This window comes from Pseudomonas sp. 1176_21, from assembly GCF_052850635.1.
Genome location: NZ_VXCV01000007.1, coordinates 198,689 through 215,757 on the forward strand (window position 1 = coordinate 198,689; position 17,069 = coordinate 215,757).

General features: G+C 54.8%; 13 protein-coding genes. 5 read left to right on the forward strand and 8 right to left on the reverse strand.

Going from position 1 to position 17,069, the window contains the following annotated elements; translation table 11 throughout:
• Positions 1-7: 7 nt before the first annotated feature.
• On the reverse strand, positions 8-1,144 hold the full coding sequence (locus tag FW760_RS18025; RefSeq protein WP_116052286.1) for an NAD(P)/FAD-dependent oxidoreductase: 1,137 nt from the start codon (positions 1,142-1,144) through the stop codon (positions 8-10).
• A gap of 181 nt (positions 1,145-1,325) precedes the next feature.
• Here FW760_RS18025 and FW760_RS18030 point away from each other — a divergent pair, with 181 nt between their 5' ends.
• The gene (locus FW760_RS18030) at positions 1,326-1,940 is read left to right on the forward strand and encodes a helix-turn-helix domain-containing protein (protein ID WP_054916367.1); all 615 of its coding nucleotides are present in this window, start codon (positions 1,326-1,328) and stop codon (positions 1,938-1,940) included.
• A gap of 63 nt (positions 1,941-2,003) precedes the next feature.
• Here the strand turns inward: FW760_RS18030 and FW760_RS18035 are convergent, their stop codons facing one another.
• The 7 genes from FW760_RS18035 to FW760_RS18065 all read right to left on the reverse strand — a co-directional run bounded on the left by FW760_RS18035 (position 2,004) and on the right by FW760_RS18065 (position 10,427).
• Positions 2,004-3,041 carry an ABC transporter substrate-binding protein gene (locus tag FW760_RS18035; protein WP_043863846.1) on the reverse strand — a complete coding sequence of 346 codons (1,038 nt, stop codon included), beginning with the start codon at positions 3,039-3,041 and terminating at the stop codon, positions 2,004-2,006.
• Between the two features lie 419 nt (positions 3,042-3,460).
• Positions 3,461-5,329, reverse strand: coding sequence for a DNA/RNA helicase domain-containing protein (locus FW760_RS18040; RefSeq protein WP_116052285.1), 1,869 nt, complete (start codon positions 5,327-5,329; stop codon positions 3,461-3,463).
• A 24-nt stretch (positions 5,330-5,353) separates the two neighbouring features.
• Positions 5,354-5,737, reverse strand: a complete 384-nt coding sequence (locus tag FW760_RS18045; RefSeq protein ID WP_104571917.1) for a nucleotide pyrophosphohydrolase — start codon at positions 5,735-5,737, stop codon at positions 5,354-5,356.
• A 566-nt stretch (positions 5,738-6,303) separates the two neighbouring features.
• Positions 6,304-6,576, reverse strand: a complete 273-nt coding sequence (locus FW760_RS18050; protein WP_116052284.1) for a YkgJ family cysteine cluster protein — start codon at positions 6,574-6,576, stop codon at positions 6,304-6,306.
• Positions 6,573-8,195, reverse strand: coding sequence for a hypothetical protein (locus FW760_RS18055; protein WP_116052283.1), 1,623 nt, complete (start codon positions 8,193-8,195; stop codon positions 6,573-6,575). The genes FW760_RS18050 and FW760_RS18055 overlap by 4 nt, the downstream gene beginning before the upstream one ends.
• Before the next feature lie 67 nt (positions 8,196-8,262).
• Positions 8,263-9,363, reverse strand: a complete 1,101-nt coding sequence (locus FW760_RS18060; RefSeq protein ID WP_116052282.1) for a chemotaxis protein — start codon at positions 9,361-9,363, stop codon at positions 8,263-8,265.
• Between the two features lie 26 nt (positions 9,364-9,389).
• Positions 9,390-10,427: a helix-turn-helix transcriptional regulator gene (locus tag FW760_RS18065; RefSeq protein WP_116052281.1), complete on the reverse strand. Its 1,038-nt coding sequence runs from the start codon at positions 10,425-10,427 to the stop codon at positions 9,390-9,392.
• Positions 10,428-11,185: 758 nt separating this feature from the next.
• Between FW760_RS18065 and FW760_RS18070 the strand changes: the two genes are divergently transcribed.
• The 4 genes from FW760_RS18070 to FW760_RS18085 all read left to right on the forward strand — a co-directional run bounded on the left by FW760_RS18070 (position 11,186) and on the right by FW760_RS18085 (position 16,803).
• Positions 11,186-12,387 (forward strand): IS3 family transposase gene (locus FW760_RS18070; RefSeq protein WP_434547958.1). Its coding sequence is split into 2 segments (ribosomal slippage): positions 11,186-11,441 and positions 11,441-12,387, totalling 1,203 coding nucleotides; the frame shifts between segments, so codons are not numbered across the junction.
• Positions 12,388-13,430: 1,043 nt separating this feature from the next.
• Entirely contained in the window at positions 13,431-14,768 is a 1,338-nt protein-coding gene (locus FW760_RS18075) for a DUF262 domain-containing protein (protein ID WP_446443911.1), read from the forward strand.
• On the forward strand, positions 14,765-15,958 hold the full coding sequence (locus FW760_RS18080) for an AAA family ATPase (RefSeq protein ID WP_094993182.1): 1,194 nt from the start codon (positions 14,765-14,767) through the stop codon (positions 15,956-15,958). Before FW760_RS18075 ends, FW760_RS18080 begins: the two co-directional genes overlap by 4 nt.
• Complete coding sequence (locus FW760_RS18085) at positions 15,955-16,803, forward strand: hypothetical protein (RefSeq protein WP_094993181.1); 849 nt, start codon at positions 15,955-15,957, stop codon at positions 16,801-16,803. The genes FW760_RS18080 and FW760_RS18085 overlap by 4 nt, the downstream gene beginning before the upstream one ends.
• Positions 16,804-17,069: the final 266 nt, after the last annotated feature.

Consider the following 17,069-nt stretch of genomic DNA (forward strand, 5'->3'; position numbering starts at 1 on the left):
TGAATGATTAACGCAAGCGGGCAGGTGCCAGGCGCTGTGGCTCGACACCTTGGTGAAGCAGTGTTTGGGGCAGCGGCTGATCGAGCAGCTGGGCGCAGGCCAGTTGCGACACGCCGGCCGCAGACTGGATGCCATAGCCGCCCTGTGCCGCGAGCCAGAAGAAGCCTTCGCGGTGATTGTCCCAGCCGACCACCAGGTCGCCATCGGCGACGAACGAGCGCAGGCCGGCCCAACTGTGACGCGGGCGGCGGATGGTCAGGGAGGTGGCGGCCTCGATGTGGTAGATGCCGGTGGCGATGTCCAGCTCTTCAGGCATCACGTCATGAGGCGGCACGGGGTCGGCGTTGGCCGGGGAGCCCAGCAACTGGCCGGCATCGGGCTTGAAGTAGAAGCTTTCGTCGATGCCGATCACCGTGGGCCAGCGCGAGAAATCCATGCCCTGGGGGCCGTCGAAGGTAAAGGCTGTGCGTCGGCAGGGCTGCAAGCCGATGGGCTTCACGCCGCACTGCTGCGCAACCTCATCAGCCCAGGCGCCTGCGGCATTCACCAGCGTGCGCGCGCGCAACTGGCGACCGTCGGCCAGGGTCAGGTGCCAGTGACCGCCTTCGCGCGTGGCGACGCTCAGTTGCGCATCGCATTGCAGCACACCACCGGCACGGCGCGCGGCGCGCAAGAAGCCCTGGTGCAGCGCATGCACGTCCAGATCGCGGGCGTCGGTTTCGAGCATCGCGCCAACCATTGCTTCCGGGTTCAGGCACGGCACCAACGCGAGCGCATGCTCGGTACCGATCAACGACACATTGCCAGCCTGTGCTGCACCGGCAGCGAAGGTCTGTTCCAGCAAAGCCTGTTGCCCTTGGCCTGCGACATACAGGCAACCGCGACGCTCCAGCAGCGCATGCTCGGTGAAATCAGCGGGCGGTTGCTCATAGAAAGTGCGGCTGGCGCGGGTCAAGGCCTGGATCTGCGGTGTGCCGTAACTTTCCATGAACATGGCTGCGGAACGGCCGGTGGCGTGATAGCCCGGCTGGCTCTCGCGCTCGAGCACCACGACCCTGGCTTGCCCAGCCAGGCGATAGGCCAGGGAGGCCCCCGCTATACCGCCGCCAATGATGGCGAAATCGAAACATTCGCTGTCGTGCATACCGAGGTGCCTCCTGTTCCGAGTGGGAGAAGCAATGTCTTCGCCGCTGTTCTTGTAATTCTCAGATACGAGAAATGTAAGATATGAGAATTTTCCAGTCAACCTATTACCTTGAGGTATTATTTTTGGCCCTTGCCCGGCTTGGCCCAAGGCATCGTTTCCGTATGGCAGAGAAGTTTGCATGAGCTCCGATCCAGTCTCGCGTTCCCCGGCCCACCCCTTGATAGATCGCGCCCAGGTGGGTGCCCGTCTTCGTGTCATACGCAAGAACCAGAAGCTCACGCTCAAGCAATTGTCCGAGCGTTCAGGCGTGGCTTTGTCGACCCTGTCGAAGATGGAGCTGGCGCAGGTATCGGTGAGTTACGAGAAGCTGGCGGCGGCAGCGCGGGCATTGGGTGTGGACATCGCCCAGCTGTTCAGCCCGGCCAAGGTGAGCGTGGGTGCGGTACAGCCCACGGTGGTGAGCACGGCCATCGATACGGCGGCGGGTTACAGCACGGGCAACTACGAGTACCACCCGATGGCGGGGGATTTCCCCGGGCGCAACATGACGCCGATGTATGCCCGCATCTGCGCGCGTGAGATGAGCCAGTTCGAAGACTACATTCGCCACCCCGGGCAGGAGTTTGCCGTGGTGCTTTCGGGCCGTGTGCGCATTCAGTTCGAAACGGGTGAATCCGTCAGCGTTGGTTGCCGGGAGACGGTGTATTTCAACAGCGCGATCGGGCACATCTACCTGGCTGAGGGCGAGGCGGGGAGTGACGCCGAGGTGATGGTGGTGATGACGGAGGTCTGACCTTGTGCTCGGCAGATTCCGAAAGCCATGGGGGGAGTGCCCCATGGCTGGCCGTTCAGGGGGTTAACGCGACGCCCAGGCGTTGAAGCGTTGCTCCAGTTGTTCGCCATGGTCGGCCCAGAACAGCGGGTCTACCGGCACCTGCTGGGAAAGGTTCGCTGGCGCGGTGGGCAGTTCGGCGATGCGGTCCTTGTCGAGCAGTTGCATGGCCTGCAGGTTGGCGGCGCCGTAGTCGATATGTTCGGCGAAGCTTTTCTGTTGCGCGGGGTCGAGCGTGAAGGCAATGAACTCGCGGGTTTTCTCCTGGCGTGAAGCGCCCCGCGGGATAGCCCAGGAATCGAACTCGTAGAGGCCGCCGGACCAGACGATGTCCAGGTCGTACTTTTTCTTCTGCTTGGCTGAGAGGCGGCCGTTGTACACCGAGCTCATCACCACATCCCCAGCGGCGAGATACTGAGGTGGCTGGGCACCGGCTTCCCACCACTGGATATGCGGCTTGATCTCATCCAGCTTGGCGAAGGCGCGGTCCTGGCCTGCCTTGGTGGCCAGCAACGTGTAGACGTCAGCGTGCGCTACCCCGTCGGCGATCAGGGCGAATTCCAGAGTCGACTTGGCCAGCTTGCGCAGGCCACGCTTGCCCGGGAATTTCTCCACATCCCAGAAATCCTTCCAGCCGGTGGGGGCTTGCTTCAGCTTACTGGTGTTGTAGGCCAGCACCGTCGAGTACACCAGAAACCCTATGCCGCAGGGCTGGATGGCGCCGGGAACGAAATGCTTGGTATCGAGGCCGATCTGAGCTGGGTCCAGCGTCTCGAACATGCCCTCTTCACAGCCCCGGGCGAGCTCGGCGGACTCCACCTCCACGGCATCCCAGGACACGCTGCGGGTATCGACCATGGCCTTGACCTTGGCCATTTCGCCGTTGTACTCGCCGGAAATGATCTTGCTGCCCCGGGCTTGTTGCCAGGGCTTGTAGAAGGCCTTTACCTGGGCCTCCTTGTTGGCGCCACCGAAGGAGACGATGGTGAGGTCGGCCGCGAGGCCGTGACTGGCAGTGACTATCCCCGTTGCGAGTGCTGCGAATTTCAGAGCTTTGATCATTATTGTTATCTCCTACTGTTCAAGGGTGATTGCACATCACTCGAGACACCGGGATCAATCGGTCCTCCCAGACGAGAGACATCCGGTTCTCGTTCCAGCGCTGCAGGGCAAACCGCACAGCCAACAGCAAGGCTCGCCACGCAGCGCAGTGTTCTCCTAAGGTGGTTTTGTGGTGCCCTAAGGTTTCATGGGGGTAAGGAGGGTAAAAGCTGACTTTTTCGATTCTTGGATTGGGGTTTACTAAACTATGGGGGAGGAGGGGGTGTAGTTTGTCTTCGGTTTTTCAGCGATGGCGCTTCTGTATTTACTGAACTTCAGGCATCCAAGAAAGCCTGCAGACGTCTTTTTTCTATCTTTTGTGGGCCGCAAAAGTTTGAAAAAAGACTCGCAGGTACAGGGGCTCCTAGCAATCGATACCTTCAATGATTACTGTGCTGGCTAAGCCGACTCTCGAAGTACCGCGCAGTCTCTTTGTCGGTGCAGTAAAGGTAGCAACCCTTCATCCCGCGGGTCATCAACGTTCGGTATGTATTCTTGATGATCAGGTCTGTTTCATTTTTCGCTAGGATAGGTCGCTCTTTCATCATTTTTTTCCAGCCGCGAATCGATTTATCGTGCTTGTCGCGCTCATCCGGAGATGTCACTACCTTACCGTCACGTACGACAAGATCTGGCCCGATGATCACCCCAATGTAGTCGACCTCCAAACCTTGGCAGGTATGGATGCAGCCAACCTGTTCGATGGAGTTTTCAGCGATGATCCATAGACTGCCATCCTGGTCCAGGTTCCATTGGCGTTTGTAGTCACCAATAACGATATCGGCAGCGGTGAAGTCTTTCTTGCTCAGCCAGGGCCAACAATATCCCGCGACCACACGAGCTTTGTTTCCGTGATTTTTCTCGTTGATTGCTTCATGCATCGCCTGGGGTGAGTCGAACACCTTAAACTCGTACTCTTGAGTCTCAAGCGTCGGATTTGCCGTCGAGCGAATGCCTAGCGTGTCATCCAACCATGCCAGGTAACCGTCAGAACCACTGCAGCGAAACTGCGAAGACAGCACGTGTTCTTCGACCACAGCGCCCTTGGCTTTTGCAAAGGAGCGTATCGCCTGCTTGCTGCCGATATCGTTCAAGGTTACACGCTGGTCTTCATCAATGAAGAAAATTGAGCATTTCGCTGAATCAATCAGCTCTTTGATCTGGTTCTCCCCAAGGTTTCCGTAAAGCCCGCTTTTCTCATTCAGCCGGTGAGCTTCGTCCACGATAAGCGCATCGAATGTGTTGGGTTCAGTGTCGATGAATGCCCCAGAGCCTGAAAAGAAATTCGAGAAATGGCTACGCTTGATGGTGCCAACCAGTTTGCTTTCATAGACCTTGCGGGGGGCAGCATTCTTGGAGACGTATTTGCTCAACAGCTTCAATCCGGTCAGCCTCACCAGCAGATTGATAGCTAGCACAGTTTTCCCAGTGCCGGGTCCCCCTTCGATGATCAGCACCTTTGGCGTCTCCCCCGATGCCTCGCTTGCCGCTGCGAGCACCGACTCGAAAACTGCCTTCTGATCATCAATCAATACGAACTCAGGATTGCCTTTCATCAGTCCGCTCAGGGCTTCGGCTAGCGCTTTTGACGGGCGTATTTTTCCATCGGACAGTTCGTAAAGGACCTCTTTGTTGTCGCCGTGAGCAATGTGAGCTTTCAGAAAGCTTCGCAGCTTGCTGAGCTCTTCAGGGCCTTTCAGAAACAGTGGAGCTTTGCTGATATGAGGCTCGTAGTGCGCTGAGTCTATGATGCCGTCGCTGACGTAGTTATGAAGGTAGGCACAGGGACGGATCTCGATGCTTTTGTCGTACACAGCCTCGTTGAAGCCTTCGAGCAGCGCTGCATATGACCATACTTGATAGGACGGGTGAATAGTTTCAACGAGGCCGCCACCAAGCGCCGTTTTGACGATGGCGTCCTTGGTCGTGGCGTTGGCTTTGCTCCATTGCTTCAACTCGATCAATACAGCTTTTTTTGCTTGGTTTTCGTCGCGCCCGGTGAGTAGAAAATCGATCCGTTTCGACGACTGCGGAATGTGCAATTCGATGGCCAAGCCTGCGTCGTTAGGCAAGCCTTCATCTCTAAGGACCTTGGCCATGTACGTAAGGGATCCTTGCCACGACCTGATTTCCGAACTGCCAACGTTCTTGCCGGTAGCTTCCTTGTAGTGTCTGAGGATCACCTCCTCGATATCATCGTTATCGTTGTCTTTTAGAAATTGCTGTTTGGTCGCAGCGTAAACGATCACGGGGTGTCCTTAGATTCGAGTTGTTCAGAGTCGGTCGTACTTTTTGCTGCTGCTTCTGGCTTTATCCACGGGATACTTCTGGCCGTTTGAGGCGAGTTTCCTTGTCACCGCCTCGTTGAGGTCGATGCCGAGCACGCTACTCAAACGGACCAGATACATCAGTACGTCCGCCAATTCGTCTTTTACGGCTGATCCGATTTCGGGGTCCTTGGCTACAGAGAGCGAATCGGTATCACTCATCCATTGGAAAATCTCGCACAGCTCTCCTACCTCGCCAGTGAGCGCCAAGATGAGATTTTTTGGGGAGTGGAACTGCTGCCAGTCGCGATCATCTGCGAAACGCTGGAGGGATGCGGCAAGCTGCACTACGTCAACCAGTGGCGCGGATGAGCTGTCTGAGTCACGCACGGGGCTATCTCTTGAGTATCGGGAGGGCAAAAAATGTGTATGAAATCTGGCTGAAGATTGTAAGAGTTTTCGCCGCTTGCACAGCTTTTTGTTTTTCTTCTCACACATTCTTTGCCGGCCGCATTGTTTGCTTGTCAGTCCCGGCGCTATTGAACAGGCGTGACATTCGCGGCAGTCGGCACATCAGCGCTACAGGTAACGACCCACAACTCTATGGCGCGATATCTCGCTTCGTGGCTGCGAGACTGAAAGTGCTTTTTCAAACATCGCGCTCCATGGTCACGGCCAATGTATCTGAGGCAATGAATCGGTACTTCGACGATTACCGCCAGACGGGCTTGAATACACCTGTAGCTGTAGCTCAAAAACCTCAGAGCTCTGCAAGATTGCTGGCGTACTTACTGAATCGCAGGCACAAAAAAAGACGTCCGTGGACGCCTTTTTTGATCGTTTGGTGGAGCCGGGGGGATTTGAGCCCCCGTCTAATTCCGTTATTTCGCGGACTCTAAGCCCGAGGCTGTCATAACGCTGTAACTACTGCAGAAGACCAGCTCAGGCAGCTTAGCTCATTCCTGCGACTGACCCTGCAGCAGCTTGCAAACCTCCACATTCACCTCTACAAACGCCTCCCAGCTGAACCGCTGCGCATAGTGCATCTGGTACTGCCGGTCGACCCGGCAGATATCCGGCCGGGTCTCGTAGATCAGGCAGTGCTTGTCGGCATCACTGTAATGCCGGCAAGCCCCATCCCCCCGATCCAGGTACTGCGTCTGTTCCGCCAAGTGCACATTGCGGCAACACAGCCCGCACTGCGTACAGGGAAACGCCGGTAGCGTCATACCAGCGAAGCCAGCCAGTTGCGCGTGCTGGCCGCGTTACCCACCTCGAACGGCAACTCGATCCCACGGGCCTCCACAGCCTGCTGCAGTACCGCACTGCGCTGGATCTCGTCATTGCACGCCTCAAGCTCCTGGGTAAAGGCCTGCAACTCCTCCACGTCCAGGTTGAACTCCAGCCGGCTCAGCTCCAGCAGGTAACGGTCCAGCTCCGCGTTGATTGCCTGGAACTCGCGCACCGTGCCGGCGTGCGGCGTCAGCGATTCGATGAAGGCCCAGAGCTTGCGCGCCATTGCGCTGTGCAGCAGGAAGTAGTTCAGGCCCAGGGTCACCAAGCCTGTCACCAGCGCACCGGCAAACGCGGCCAGTTCGGTGCCGAACGGGAAGCTGAGGAACGGCACCAGCTGGGTGTAAGCCATGGTGCCCACCACCGTGGCAACGCCCACCGACAGCAACGTCGTCACCGCCTGGCACTGCTCCACGAAGCTTAGTTGGTCAGGGTTGAACACCATCAGCTTGATGGCCTTGACCAGCTGGCCCCACAGCTCGCGGATGACCTTGATCGCCATCGCCTGAGTGGTGGCGAAGATGTTGAACACGGTGGTGGTCAGGCTCCCGAGCACACCGGCAAACACGCCATCCTTGAACGCCAACAGAAAGTCATTGAAACGTGCCTGTACCCGCTTCCAGATGCCCTTGAGCGAGTTGCTGATGCTGTCGACGAAGGCCTCCAGGCTGAACGTGTGCTTGAGCTTGTCCAGCAGGGCCGGCAGTTGCTCGCGCAGTTCAAACCACACCTCCGCCATCACCAGCCCGAGCATCTGCCGGGTACCCATGGCCAAAGCGGCAGACCCCGTCGCACGCGCGGTCTGGTGCAGGAACTTGCTGCTGGTGTAGTAGGTTGCGTTGATCTGCTGATCGTACAGCGCGCGGGCCTCGGCATCACGCTTGCGCATGCCTTCAGGGTCCACGGCCTTAAGCTCGTTGATCTTGCTTTCGGTCTTGCGGATCTTGTCCTCCAGCGCGCGGGCTTCATGTTGCTGCTGCGGCGTTTCGCGCGGCATTTGCGTCAGGCGCGCGCGGTCGCCCGCCAGCGACTTCTCATGGTTGGAGATCAGGCCCGGCAGCTTGTCCAGGTACTCGTTGATCGGCGTCTGCTTCTTCGACTTGTTGAGCGTCTCGTGGGTGGTCTGCAGGTTGCTGCTCTGGTTGGCCAGCTCCACGCCACTGAGCTCGGCCAGCACCCGCCCGGCATCATCGTGGATTTCCTTGGCGCTGATCACGTGGTCCAGGTTGCGCTGTTCATGGGCAGCCATCACCTTGTTGCGGTAGGGGTCCTTCAGCGTGCCTGCCGCCTGGCTGGCCTTGTCTTTCTGGCCAGTGGCGATGTAATTCGCATGTTGGTGGTAGGGCGTGGAATCGTACTCGCCACGCTGCTCGAAACGCTGCTTTTCTGCGTCGGTCGCCCATACGCCGTTGCGCACGTTGTGGATGGTGTCCACCTCGCCGCCCTGCTTGTCCTTGAACAGCAGAAAGTCCAGGCCAAAGCTGGTCGTGAGGCTGGTGATTACGGTTTTTTCGAGCTCTTCGGCCCAGGGGAAGTCTTGCGCTGCGGCGTGCATTTGGGGCGTCCATGACGAATGAGAGAAGGGCGAAGCGAAGGCGGGGCCTTTCGGCCCCGCGCTGGCATCAGGCAGGCTCTACTTCTGCCGCCTTGCTCTGGGTCAGGCTGATCTGTTCCTGCAGCTTGGCGTCGTTGAGGATCATCGAGCCATCGGAGTCGGTGGCCATGACCGGCACGTCGTTCTTGTCTTTCACGACGTTGCCGTTCACTTCCTTGACCTTGAACAGCGGCGTGGTGATCAGGTCGACCAGAATGGCCGCCAGCATGAAGCCGTTTTCGACCGAGCGCATAATGGCGCCGCCCAGTTTGTCCAGCTCTGCCTGCGCATCCAGTTTGCGGGAGCGGATGTCTTCGAGGCGGTTGTCCATGAACTTGAGGTGTTCGAAGTACTTGTCGAATTGCGCGTACACCGACTTCAGCACGTCGTTGACATCGAATGCGTAATCTTCAGCCTTGCTGAGCTGCTTTTGGGCCTTTTGCAGCTTGGACACGGCACTGTCCACTTCACGGTCGGCCTTGTGCGCGTTCTTCAGCGCTTCATCGCCATGGCTGTCGTAAGCCCAGCCGGCGATCGCCAGTACCGGGCCTGCCACTGCAGCACCCAGGATTGCAGTACCGCCCGCCATGCCCAGGCCACCGGTGGCGAGCGAACCTCCGCCGATGGCTGCCAGTGTTGCGTTGGTTGCAGCCACACCGGCCAGCGACGAGATCGCCGTGCCGGTGGACGCAGCGCCCAGCGCCATGACACCGCCATACACGGCAAACCCGGCAGCAGCACCGGCAGCACCTGCCCCCGCGGTGGCACCCAGTACGCCAACGGCGGTGTAGCTGTAGCTCTCGATGCTCTGCAGCTTGTGCTTGGGGATGTTGATCTTCAGCTTGTCCTGGCGGCCAGCGTTGAGCTTCAGCAGCAGCTTGTCGGCGAGGGTCTTGAACTCGTCGAATTGCTTGCCGATTTGCAGCTCTTCCTTACCCAGTGCCTCAAGGGCCGCGTTGGTGGCGATTTCCTGTACGTCGAACGCGTCCTTTTTATTGGCATAACGTGCCTTGGCAGCGTTGACGATATCGTCCGCTTCGGAGTGCTTCTGGTAGCCGTCGTAGCCTTTCTTGGCACCGTAGGCAGCACTGACCAGCGCGGCAGCGCCGAGGATGAGGGGAAGTGGCATGGCAATGTCCTTTTGATTGTTGAAGGTCAGGCGGGTTGCAGTTGCGGGGTTGCGTGAGTGTTCTGGTACAGCGCCTGCATCGAATTCAGTCGCTCGCGCACTTCGTCTACCCACACCTGGGGTGCATGCAGGCGAATGTTTTCATTCAGGGCGAAGATCCACCACAGCGTTTCGCGGTCTAGCGGCACGGTGGCGTGCAGGCGATGCCAGCCCTGCTCGGAAACGCTGCTCAAAGTCTGTTGCTGGCTCAGCGGCGTTTCGTTGAGCAGGGCAGCGATCTGCGGGCGCACATCGGCGATCAGCTCGACTTGGGCCTCGGCCTCTCGATAGCTGAAAGCGCCGCTGGCGATGTAGGCATCCACGTCGAAGCTTTCATGTTCGTGGCCGGCCTCTCCGAGCACGCTCACTTCGGTCATCCGGTGCAGGGCGAATTGGCGCAGGTCGCTGTACCCATCCACAGAGGCCAGCAGGTAGCTCACCGCATGGCGCGACACCAGGCCAGCCGGGTGCAGGCGAAAACGCTTGAGCTCACCCTTGCTGCGGCTGTGGTAGACCACTTCCAGCTGCTTGCGCTCCAGCAGGCCGGCCGACACCTGGGCCCAGGTGTGCGCGCTGACTTGCGCCGGGAGCAGGGTCTTGCCGTTGGGCAGTGAGCGAACCCGCTTTGCCCAGTCGGCCAGGCCGTTGCCACCCAGGCCATTGAGGAAGTTGCGGGCCCGGCGGAACTGTGGGCCCAGCTGGTCCAGAACGCTTTGCGGCAGGATCGGGCCTAGGTGGCTTTCCGAGAGGAACAGCGCCAGTGCGGTGGGCGCGTCCATGTCTTCCAGCTGGAGTGGTGCCTCGCGGGTGAAGCTCCAGCGGAAGGGCGTTTCGCTGTCGTCACACTGCAGGGAGAATGGGATCGACAACCGGCTCAAGTCACGCTGGATCGAGCGCAGAGAGACCGAGAAGCCTCTATCACGGAGCTTTTCGAGCAGGGTCGGGGTTGCAATGCGCTGAGGTTCGGTGGGGATCAGGCGTAGCAATGCAAACAGCCTGAGCAGCGTATCCTTCGCTTGGGACATGGTAACTACCTGGTTCTATGTCTCTACTGAGCGCCAGTAGGCTGGCGTCAAGTTAGCGTGAATCCTACTCAATCGAATGGCTTTGTGCCATCAGTTGTTCAGGGGATGGTAGCTGTCATTTCGCTTTGCTTCAGTCTGCGGCAGGCCGCTGCGCATTGCGTTCGCGCTTCATTTCGCTGTATTCGCGGTAGAACGCGTAGCCTTTGGTCAGCACCACGAAGAGTCCAATGATGGCGAGCAGGTTTTTCATCGTTGAGCCCTCTTGTAGATGTGGGTCATTGTCCGGGCGGGCGCGACAACCTGTGTCGCGCCGCGAAGATTCAGCCGTGGAGCGTCAGGAAATGTTCCAGTCGTGTTTTGAGCACTTCCTTGGGGGTAGCCATTCGACGGTGAAGCGAAGGAGTGTTGCAGGTGGGGCAGTGGCTGAACCAGTCGCGGTTCAGCACCAGCACGACACTGTGTGGGAGGAAGGTATTCCTTCAGGAGCTGTACTGGCAGACGAGGGTAAAGGGCTGGGGAGCGATTGGCATGGCTGCACCTAATGATTAGCCTAGGCGTAGTTTCTGGGAGCTGACGGTGAAGAGGAGTTAATGGGGCACCAGCTGTACGCACGCAGTCTTGTTGAGGGTCTGCTCAAATTTATACACGAGAAAAGGGCCTTTTGAATCGCCTCTGGTTTCGTAGACACCTCCAAGCATCATATGGACTGCGGCACCGTAGACATCTCCAGCTTATGCTTTGGGCATAGGAGGAAGTCTATGAGCACCCAACGATTCACGCCGGAATTCAAGGCTGAGGCCGTCAGGCAAGTCATTGAGCGCGGATACTCCGTTGCGCAAACAGCCGAGCGCCTCGGCGTGTCGACCCACAGCCTCTACAAATGGGTCAAAGCCGTGACGCCTGACAAAACCGAGAAACAGGCCAGCGAGTTGCTTGAAGCCAAAAGTGAGATTTTACGGCTGCGAGCCCAAATGCGACGCTTGGAAGAAGAGCGCGACATATTAAAAAAAGCAGCGCGGTACTTCGCCAGGGAACCCGAGTGAAATACTGCTTCATGAACGAGCACCGACATCAATACGCGATCACTACGCTGTGTCGAGTGTTGAAAGTTGCTCGTGCCGGGTTCTATCAATGGCTACACAAGTCTGTTTCTGATCGCGAAAAAGAGAATGGTCGGCTGTTAGGGCTGATCCGCGACTCCTATGCGGCCAGTCGAGGTGTGTATGGCGCACGGAGGGTGTTTGCTGACTTGCGCGAGGCTGGAGAAAGTTGCGGCAAGCACCGTGTCGCGGCATTGATGCGCACCAATAAAATCAAGGCGCTCAGAGGCTATAAAGCCCCGCGCGCAATCAAAGGCAGACCATCGATCATTGCCCCAAATCATCTCAACCGGGCCTTCACTGTCGATGCCCCTAATAAGGCTTGGGTGACCGATATCACTTACATCCGAACGTGGCAGGGGTGGTTACATCTGGCCGTCGTACTGGATCTGTATGCTCGCAAGGTGGTCGGCTGGTCAATGAAGCCAACGCTGGGCAGGGAGCTGGCATTGGATGCGTTGCTCATGGCGGTATGGCGCCGTAAACCCAAAACCAGAGTCATCGTGCATTCGGATCAGGGGAGCCAATATGGCAGCGATGACTGGAAACGTTTTTGTCTGGCCAACTACCTCGAGCCGAGTATGAGCCGGCGAGGAAACTGCTGTGACAATGCGGTGGCGGAGTCTTTTTTCAGCAGCCTGAAAAAAGAGCGTATCCGTAAGCGGATCTACAAAACCCGGGACATGGCCCGGGCCGACGTATTTGATTACATTGAAGCGTTTTACAACCGAACGCGCCGTCACAGCCACCTGGGCGGCGTCAGTCCTGAGCCTTTGAACGAGCCTCACTTTGAGGCTGGAAAATGTCTATGGGGGCGGGGGCAGTCCATTCAAACCGAAAATCGTCGGAAAACGCAATGACGGTTGATGCGATGGGGCATAGCCGCAGACGTGGAATGGGCTAGGAAGGCTGTCATAAAGCTGGCATTACCGAGCCAAAACAACCCATTTGGACACAAAAAAGGCACTTGCGATAAACGCTAAGTGCCTGATTTGTATAGCTAATTTGGTGGAGCCGGGGGGATTAAATAGTCGTATATAACTATCTGTTTTAACTCACTTTATTAATTGGCGTCTGCGAAGGTGCCCCCATAAGTGCCCCCGCTAACGTATTTCCGATGAGCGGCTATTTAAGGAGTTGAACTGGCGTCCTGAATTTATCGGTTTTCGGCAAGACGAGCGCCCGTCAACCACCGAGGGAATGGTCTTAGTCGTGGGCTGCATGACATCGGGTATCTGGCGATCTGGTCGCTAGGTAGCTGTTAGATGATCCTGTTGGGTTATTTAAGCGGTAACGCACCATGGGCTCATTTAGGGCGATCTGAGCTGAGGTGCGGTGTGAGACACTCAATGGTTAACTGTCACAACTGTGGCAAAGCGATGGTTCCGAGAACGATATACAGCCGTAGTTTCTGGGGCTATTCGCCTTCGTCAAATCATTGTCCGTTTTGTCTGAGTGAAAACTGGCATGGCGGAGACCTAAGGTTAGGTGCTCGTCTATTTGCGTTGGCTGGCCTGGCGTTGGGTGTTCTGGCATGTATCCTGATGGGCGCTTTACTGTTCAAAGTTCAGTGGTGGCTTGGCGTTGAGGGGCGGTGGCCTCTATTGACCCTCGGAACCTGCGCTGTGTCGGTTGGTGGGGGATATCGTTTTTACAACTGGTTCGTGGATTGCTGAAAGCAGGATTTTATCTTGCATGGTAGGCAGCGGACGGCTATAACCAGCCACCCCGCGTCTTGGTAGCATTTACATTGACAGGTTGAGTCCACAGCCAACAGGCGTCATACGATAACCTACCCGGAGATTCGATCGAAGGTAAGCGCGCTCGCTGTGTCGTTACTCAGTAAGCTAGAATGCCCGTGTGATGATGCTTTGGAGAAATGGCTTTGTTGATATTCGTACGAATGGCCGATGGTGACCCGACTTCGGTTCAGCTCATAGAGAGCAAAGTCAGGCTACGGGGGCGGCGTGAGTGGTTGTCCGTTCATCCCAAGATCCGTGTTTGCCGATTTTCTGATGGGCGTGTGGATATCAATATCGCTGATGATATCGACTCCACAACTGAAGAAATAGTTGAGCAGTTTCTGGCACATCTGGCCGATGAGGAAATTCAACAGAGTGGCGGCATCGAGTATACAAATGATGAAGCCGTTCAGTCTGATGAATTTGTTTACCCCTATGACCCCGAAAGTATTCGTATTGATACCAAACCGTTCAATATAAGTTTGGTTCATGAGATGATAGAAGAAGGCGACATAAACTTGTCGCCAGACTTTCAACGGAAGTTTGTCTGGACAGATATCGGAGCACGATCTCGATTGATCGAGTCGATAATGTTACGAATTCCGTTGCCGGTATTTTATATGGCCCAAGATCGTAATGGGGTTTTGCAGGTGGTTGATGGGCTGCAAAGATTGACTGTTATTCAGCAGTTTTTAAATAATGAGCTGCGACTTAAAGATCTTGAGTATCTAAAAAACGAAGAGGGTAAGTATTTTAGGCACGAAGATCCCAATATGTGTATTGATCAGCGTTATCGTAAGCGAGTAATGCAGACTCAGATTTTAGTTAATATCATCGATCCGCAGACACCTGTGGATGTTAAATTTGATATATTCAAGCGTATCAATCAGGGGGGGAGGCCTTTAAATGCGCAGGAAATCAGAAATTGCATGTCTTCTCCTGGAACGCGAAATTTAATCCAGGAACTTTGTGGTTCTGATGAGTTTTTAGAGGCGACTTGCCATAGTATAGGAAGCGTGAGAATGCAAGACCAAGAATTGGTTCTGCGCTTTCTTGCATTTCGCTTAACAGAATATAACTATCTTGAAGAATATTCTGGAAGTATGGACCGATTTCTCGATAAAGCAATTGACACCTTGAATGAAGCTTCCGAGGATACTCTTGAAGCTCTTAGGGAGAGCTTTATAAGCGCAATGATTAACGCAACTCATTTGTTTGGTAGTTATGCATTCAGGAAGTGTCTGCCAGAGCATTTAGAACCTGATGCCAGGCGGCGGTTAATTAATAGCTCTCTGTTTACGACATGGTCACTAACTCTTGCAAATTATAGTACGGATGAGGTGCTGAATGTTCCGGAAGGAATGTTTGCGTATTATCTTGCCGAGGAGCTTGAAAGTGACTCAGATCTTTTTGATTCTGTGACATCGGGTACGAATGATCGCAGGAGAATTTTTTACGCGCTCAGCGTTTTTGAAACCATGTGTAAGGAGCACATATGATCGGTAGCTTGGGAGTAAAAAACTTTAAATGCTTTAAATCTGCCGAAATACCTTTCAAGCCTATCACGGTAGTTTGTGGCGGCAATGGCGTTGGTAAATCCAGCATGATTCAGACTCTTCTCTTGATGAGGCAAGCCGCCGATCAACTGCGCAAGCTAGACGACGCTGGCGTCTTAGCAGAAGAGTCAGACGTAGAGTTTCCGATAAAACTAAATGGTCCGTATCATTTGGCGCTTGGGAATAGCCTACGACTTACTAACGACGAATTAGAGTCTGCCGAGCTTGAAATTAAGATCAGCCCGGAAGTAAATGAGGCACCAGCAGTAGCGCTAAGATTTGTCTCGGATATAGTTAACGCAAAGGTCACAATTCAAGCACATTACCAAGGTGGTCGCTCTACCGAGATTTTCAACAAGACGGGGCTTTTGCCTATTTTTTCTGATCAGTTTCATTATCTCATTGCGGAGCGCAACGGTCCTCGTGATTTAAGTGATGTTTCGGATGAAAGTTACATTACTACCGGTCTAACTGGGGAACATACTGCTGATGCTATTGCTCGCGCAGAAGCGCAAAATCACGTAGTAGATGAAAAGTTGTGTATTGTTAGCGGTTCAAATCTATTTAAGGTGCAACTGGAAGGTTGGATGAGGTTGCTGGTTCCAAATATTCAACTTGTCACTCACCCCTATCCAGAGATTAATCGTGTCCGGTTGAGCATTGAGAAGACAGGGACGCCTGTGAACTCTCTTTCTCCAACCAGCACTGGATTTGGGATAAGTTATGTATTACCGATAATAGTTAGCGGTCTGTTGTGTCCACCAGGCGCAATGCTCATCGTAGAAAACCCGGAGGCGCACCTGCATCCAGCCGCACAGTCTGCGGTAGGCCAGTTTTTGGCGGTAGTGGCAAGTACAGGAGTGCAGGTTGTCATCGAGACGCACTCCGAAAATGTTATCAATGGTGTTCGCCTTGCTGCCATAAACGATTTGGTAAACTCCAATGATGTTGGATTGATATTTTTTTCTGCCTTGGATGGTGATACGCAGCCGAAGATTGAGTCGATTCTGGTGGATGCGTTAGCGGAATTAAGCGCTTGGCCCCGCGGTTTCTTTGATCAGCAAGGAACTGACCTTGCAGCGCTAATGGCTGCACGGAGAGCTAAAAGAGCGTCTATGGAAGCAAATAAATGACTCGGCTTGTACACCACCAAACAGATAGATATCTCAGACTGGAAACACTCCAACAAGAAAAATTTGAAGAACTTTCCGAGCGACTGATAAAGCTATACACAGATATAGTGGAGTCTGGAGAGGTTGTACGAAAGGAAGAGTCGCTTTACGAAGTGGAAATATTTCCAGGCGTTGCCCTTTGTGATTTGATTTACGGTGCCGCTGAAAGCCATCTTTCTCGTGACTGCCTCTTCGCATTCAGATCGATGATTGACCAATCTCCGATTCTTAATCATCAAAACCTTGCTGACGCGTCAATAATTGGAACAATTGGGCTAATTCCCAGTCGAGCGGAATGTGAACTAGAAAAAAAAGAGGATTGGGTTAATTTTGTTCGTCTGGATTTGACACGAAACGAAAAAGTAGTTGAAGATTTTTATGCGGATTTTTCAATAGCTTTTCCAAGGCTAAAATTCAGCAATAAGTTTCCTGGATGCATGAATACTTTTGACGGTGGGCATAGCGCTTACTCTGGAATTATCACACGCTGCCTTGCCTCTTTAAATGATAACTGGGGTGATGCGATAGGTGGTGATTTGCCTGCATTACTGAGAACATTCTCAACTCAAAGTCGATGCCCTACCACCTTGGAAGGTGATGGCGACCGTAAAGCTATTCTTACTTTTTCCTTCCCGTTGGGTTCAGAGCGTTTTGAGTCTGTATTGTGCGAGCCTCATATGAAGCTCGAAAGCTCCGACGCGCCGGGTGATACCGAATATTATTACCATAGGATTTACTTTTGCCCGCGTGGCCATAACAGTTTTGCTGACAAAGTTCTGGTCGGTCACGCAGGTAGACACCTTTGAACCGAGCCATAATGGTGCTGGAGCGTTCGCCCTCATTTAGATGATTTAGTTGTAAAAGGCGTCTTTTATTGTATGTACTTAAGTCGTTTTTCGGCGTTTTGCTCTGGTGATTACATCTTATCAGCCGATATGTTTGGCAGTCGGTTGATGCTCACTATTAGCCGCTTTCCGCCTGTCAGAACGACGAGAGCCGGCCAAAAGCTGTCGTCCAGGCGGATCACAAATGTGCGCACGATTTAGCTTGAGTTGCCCACGGCTTCAGCTTC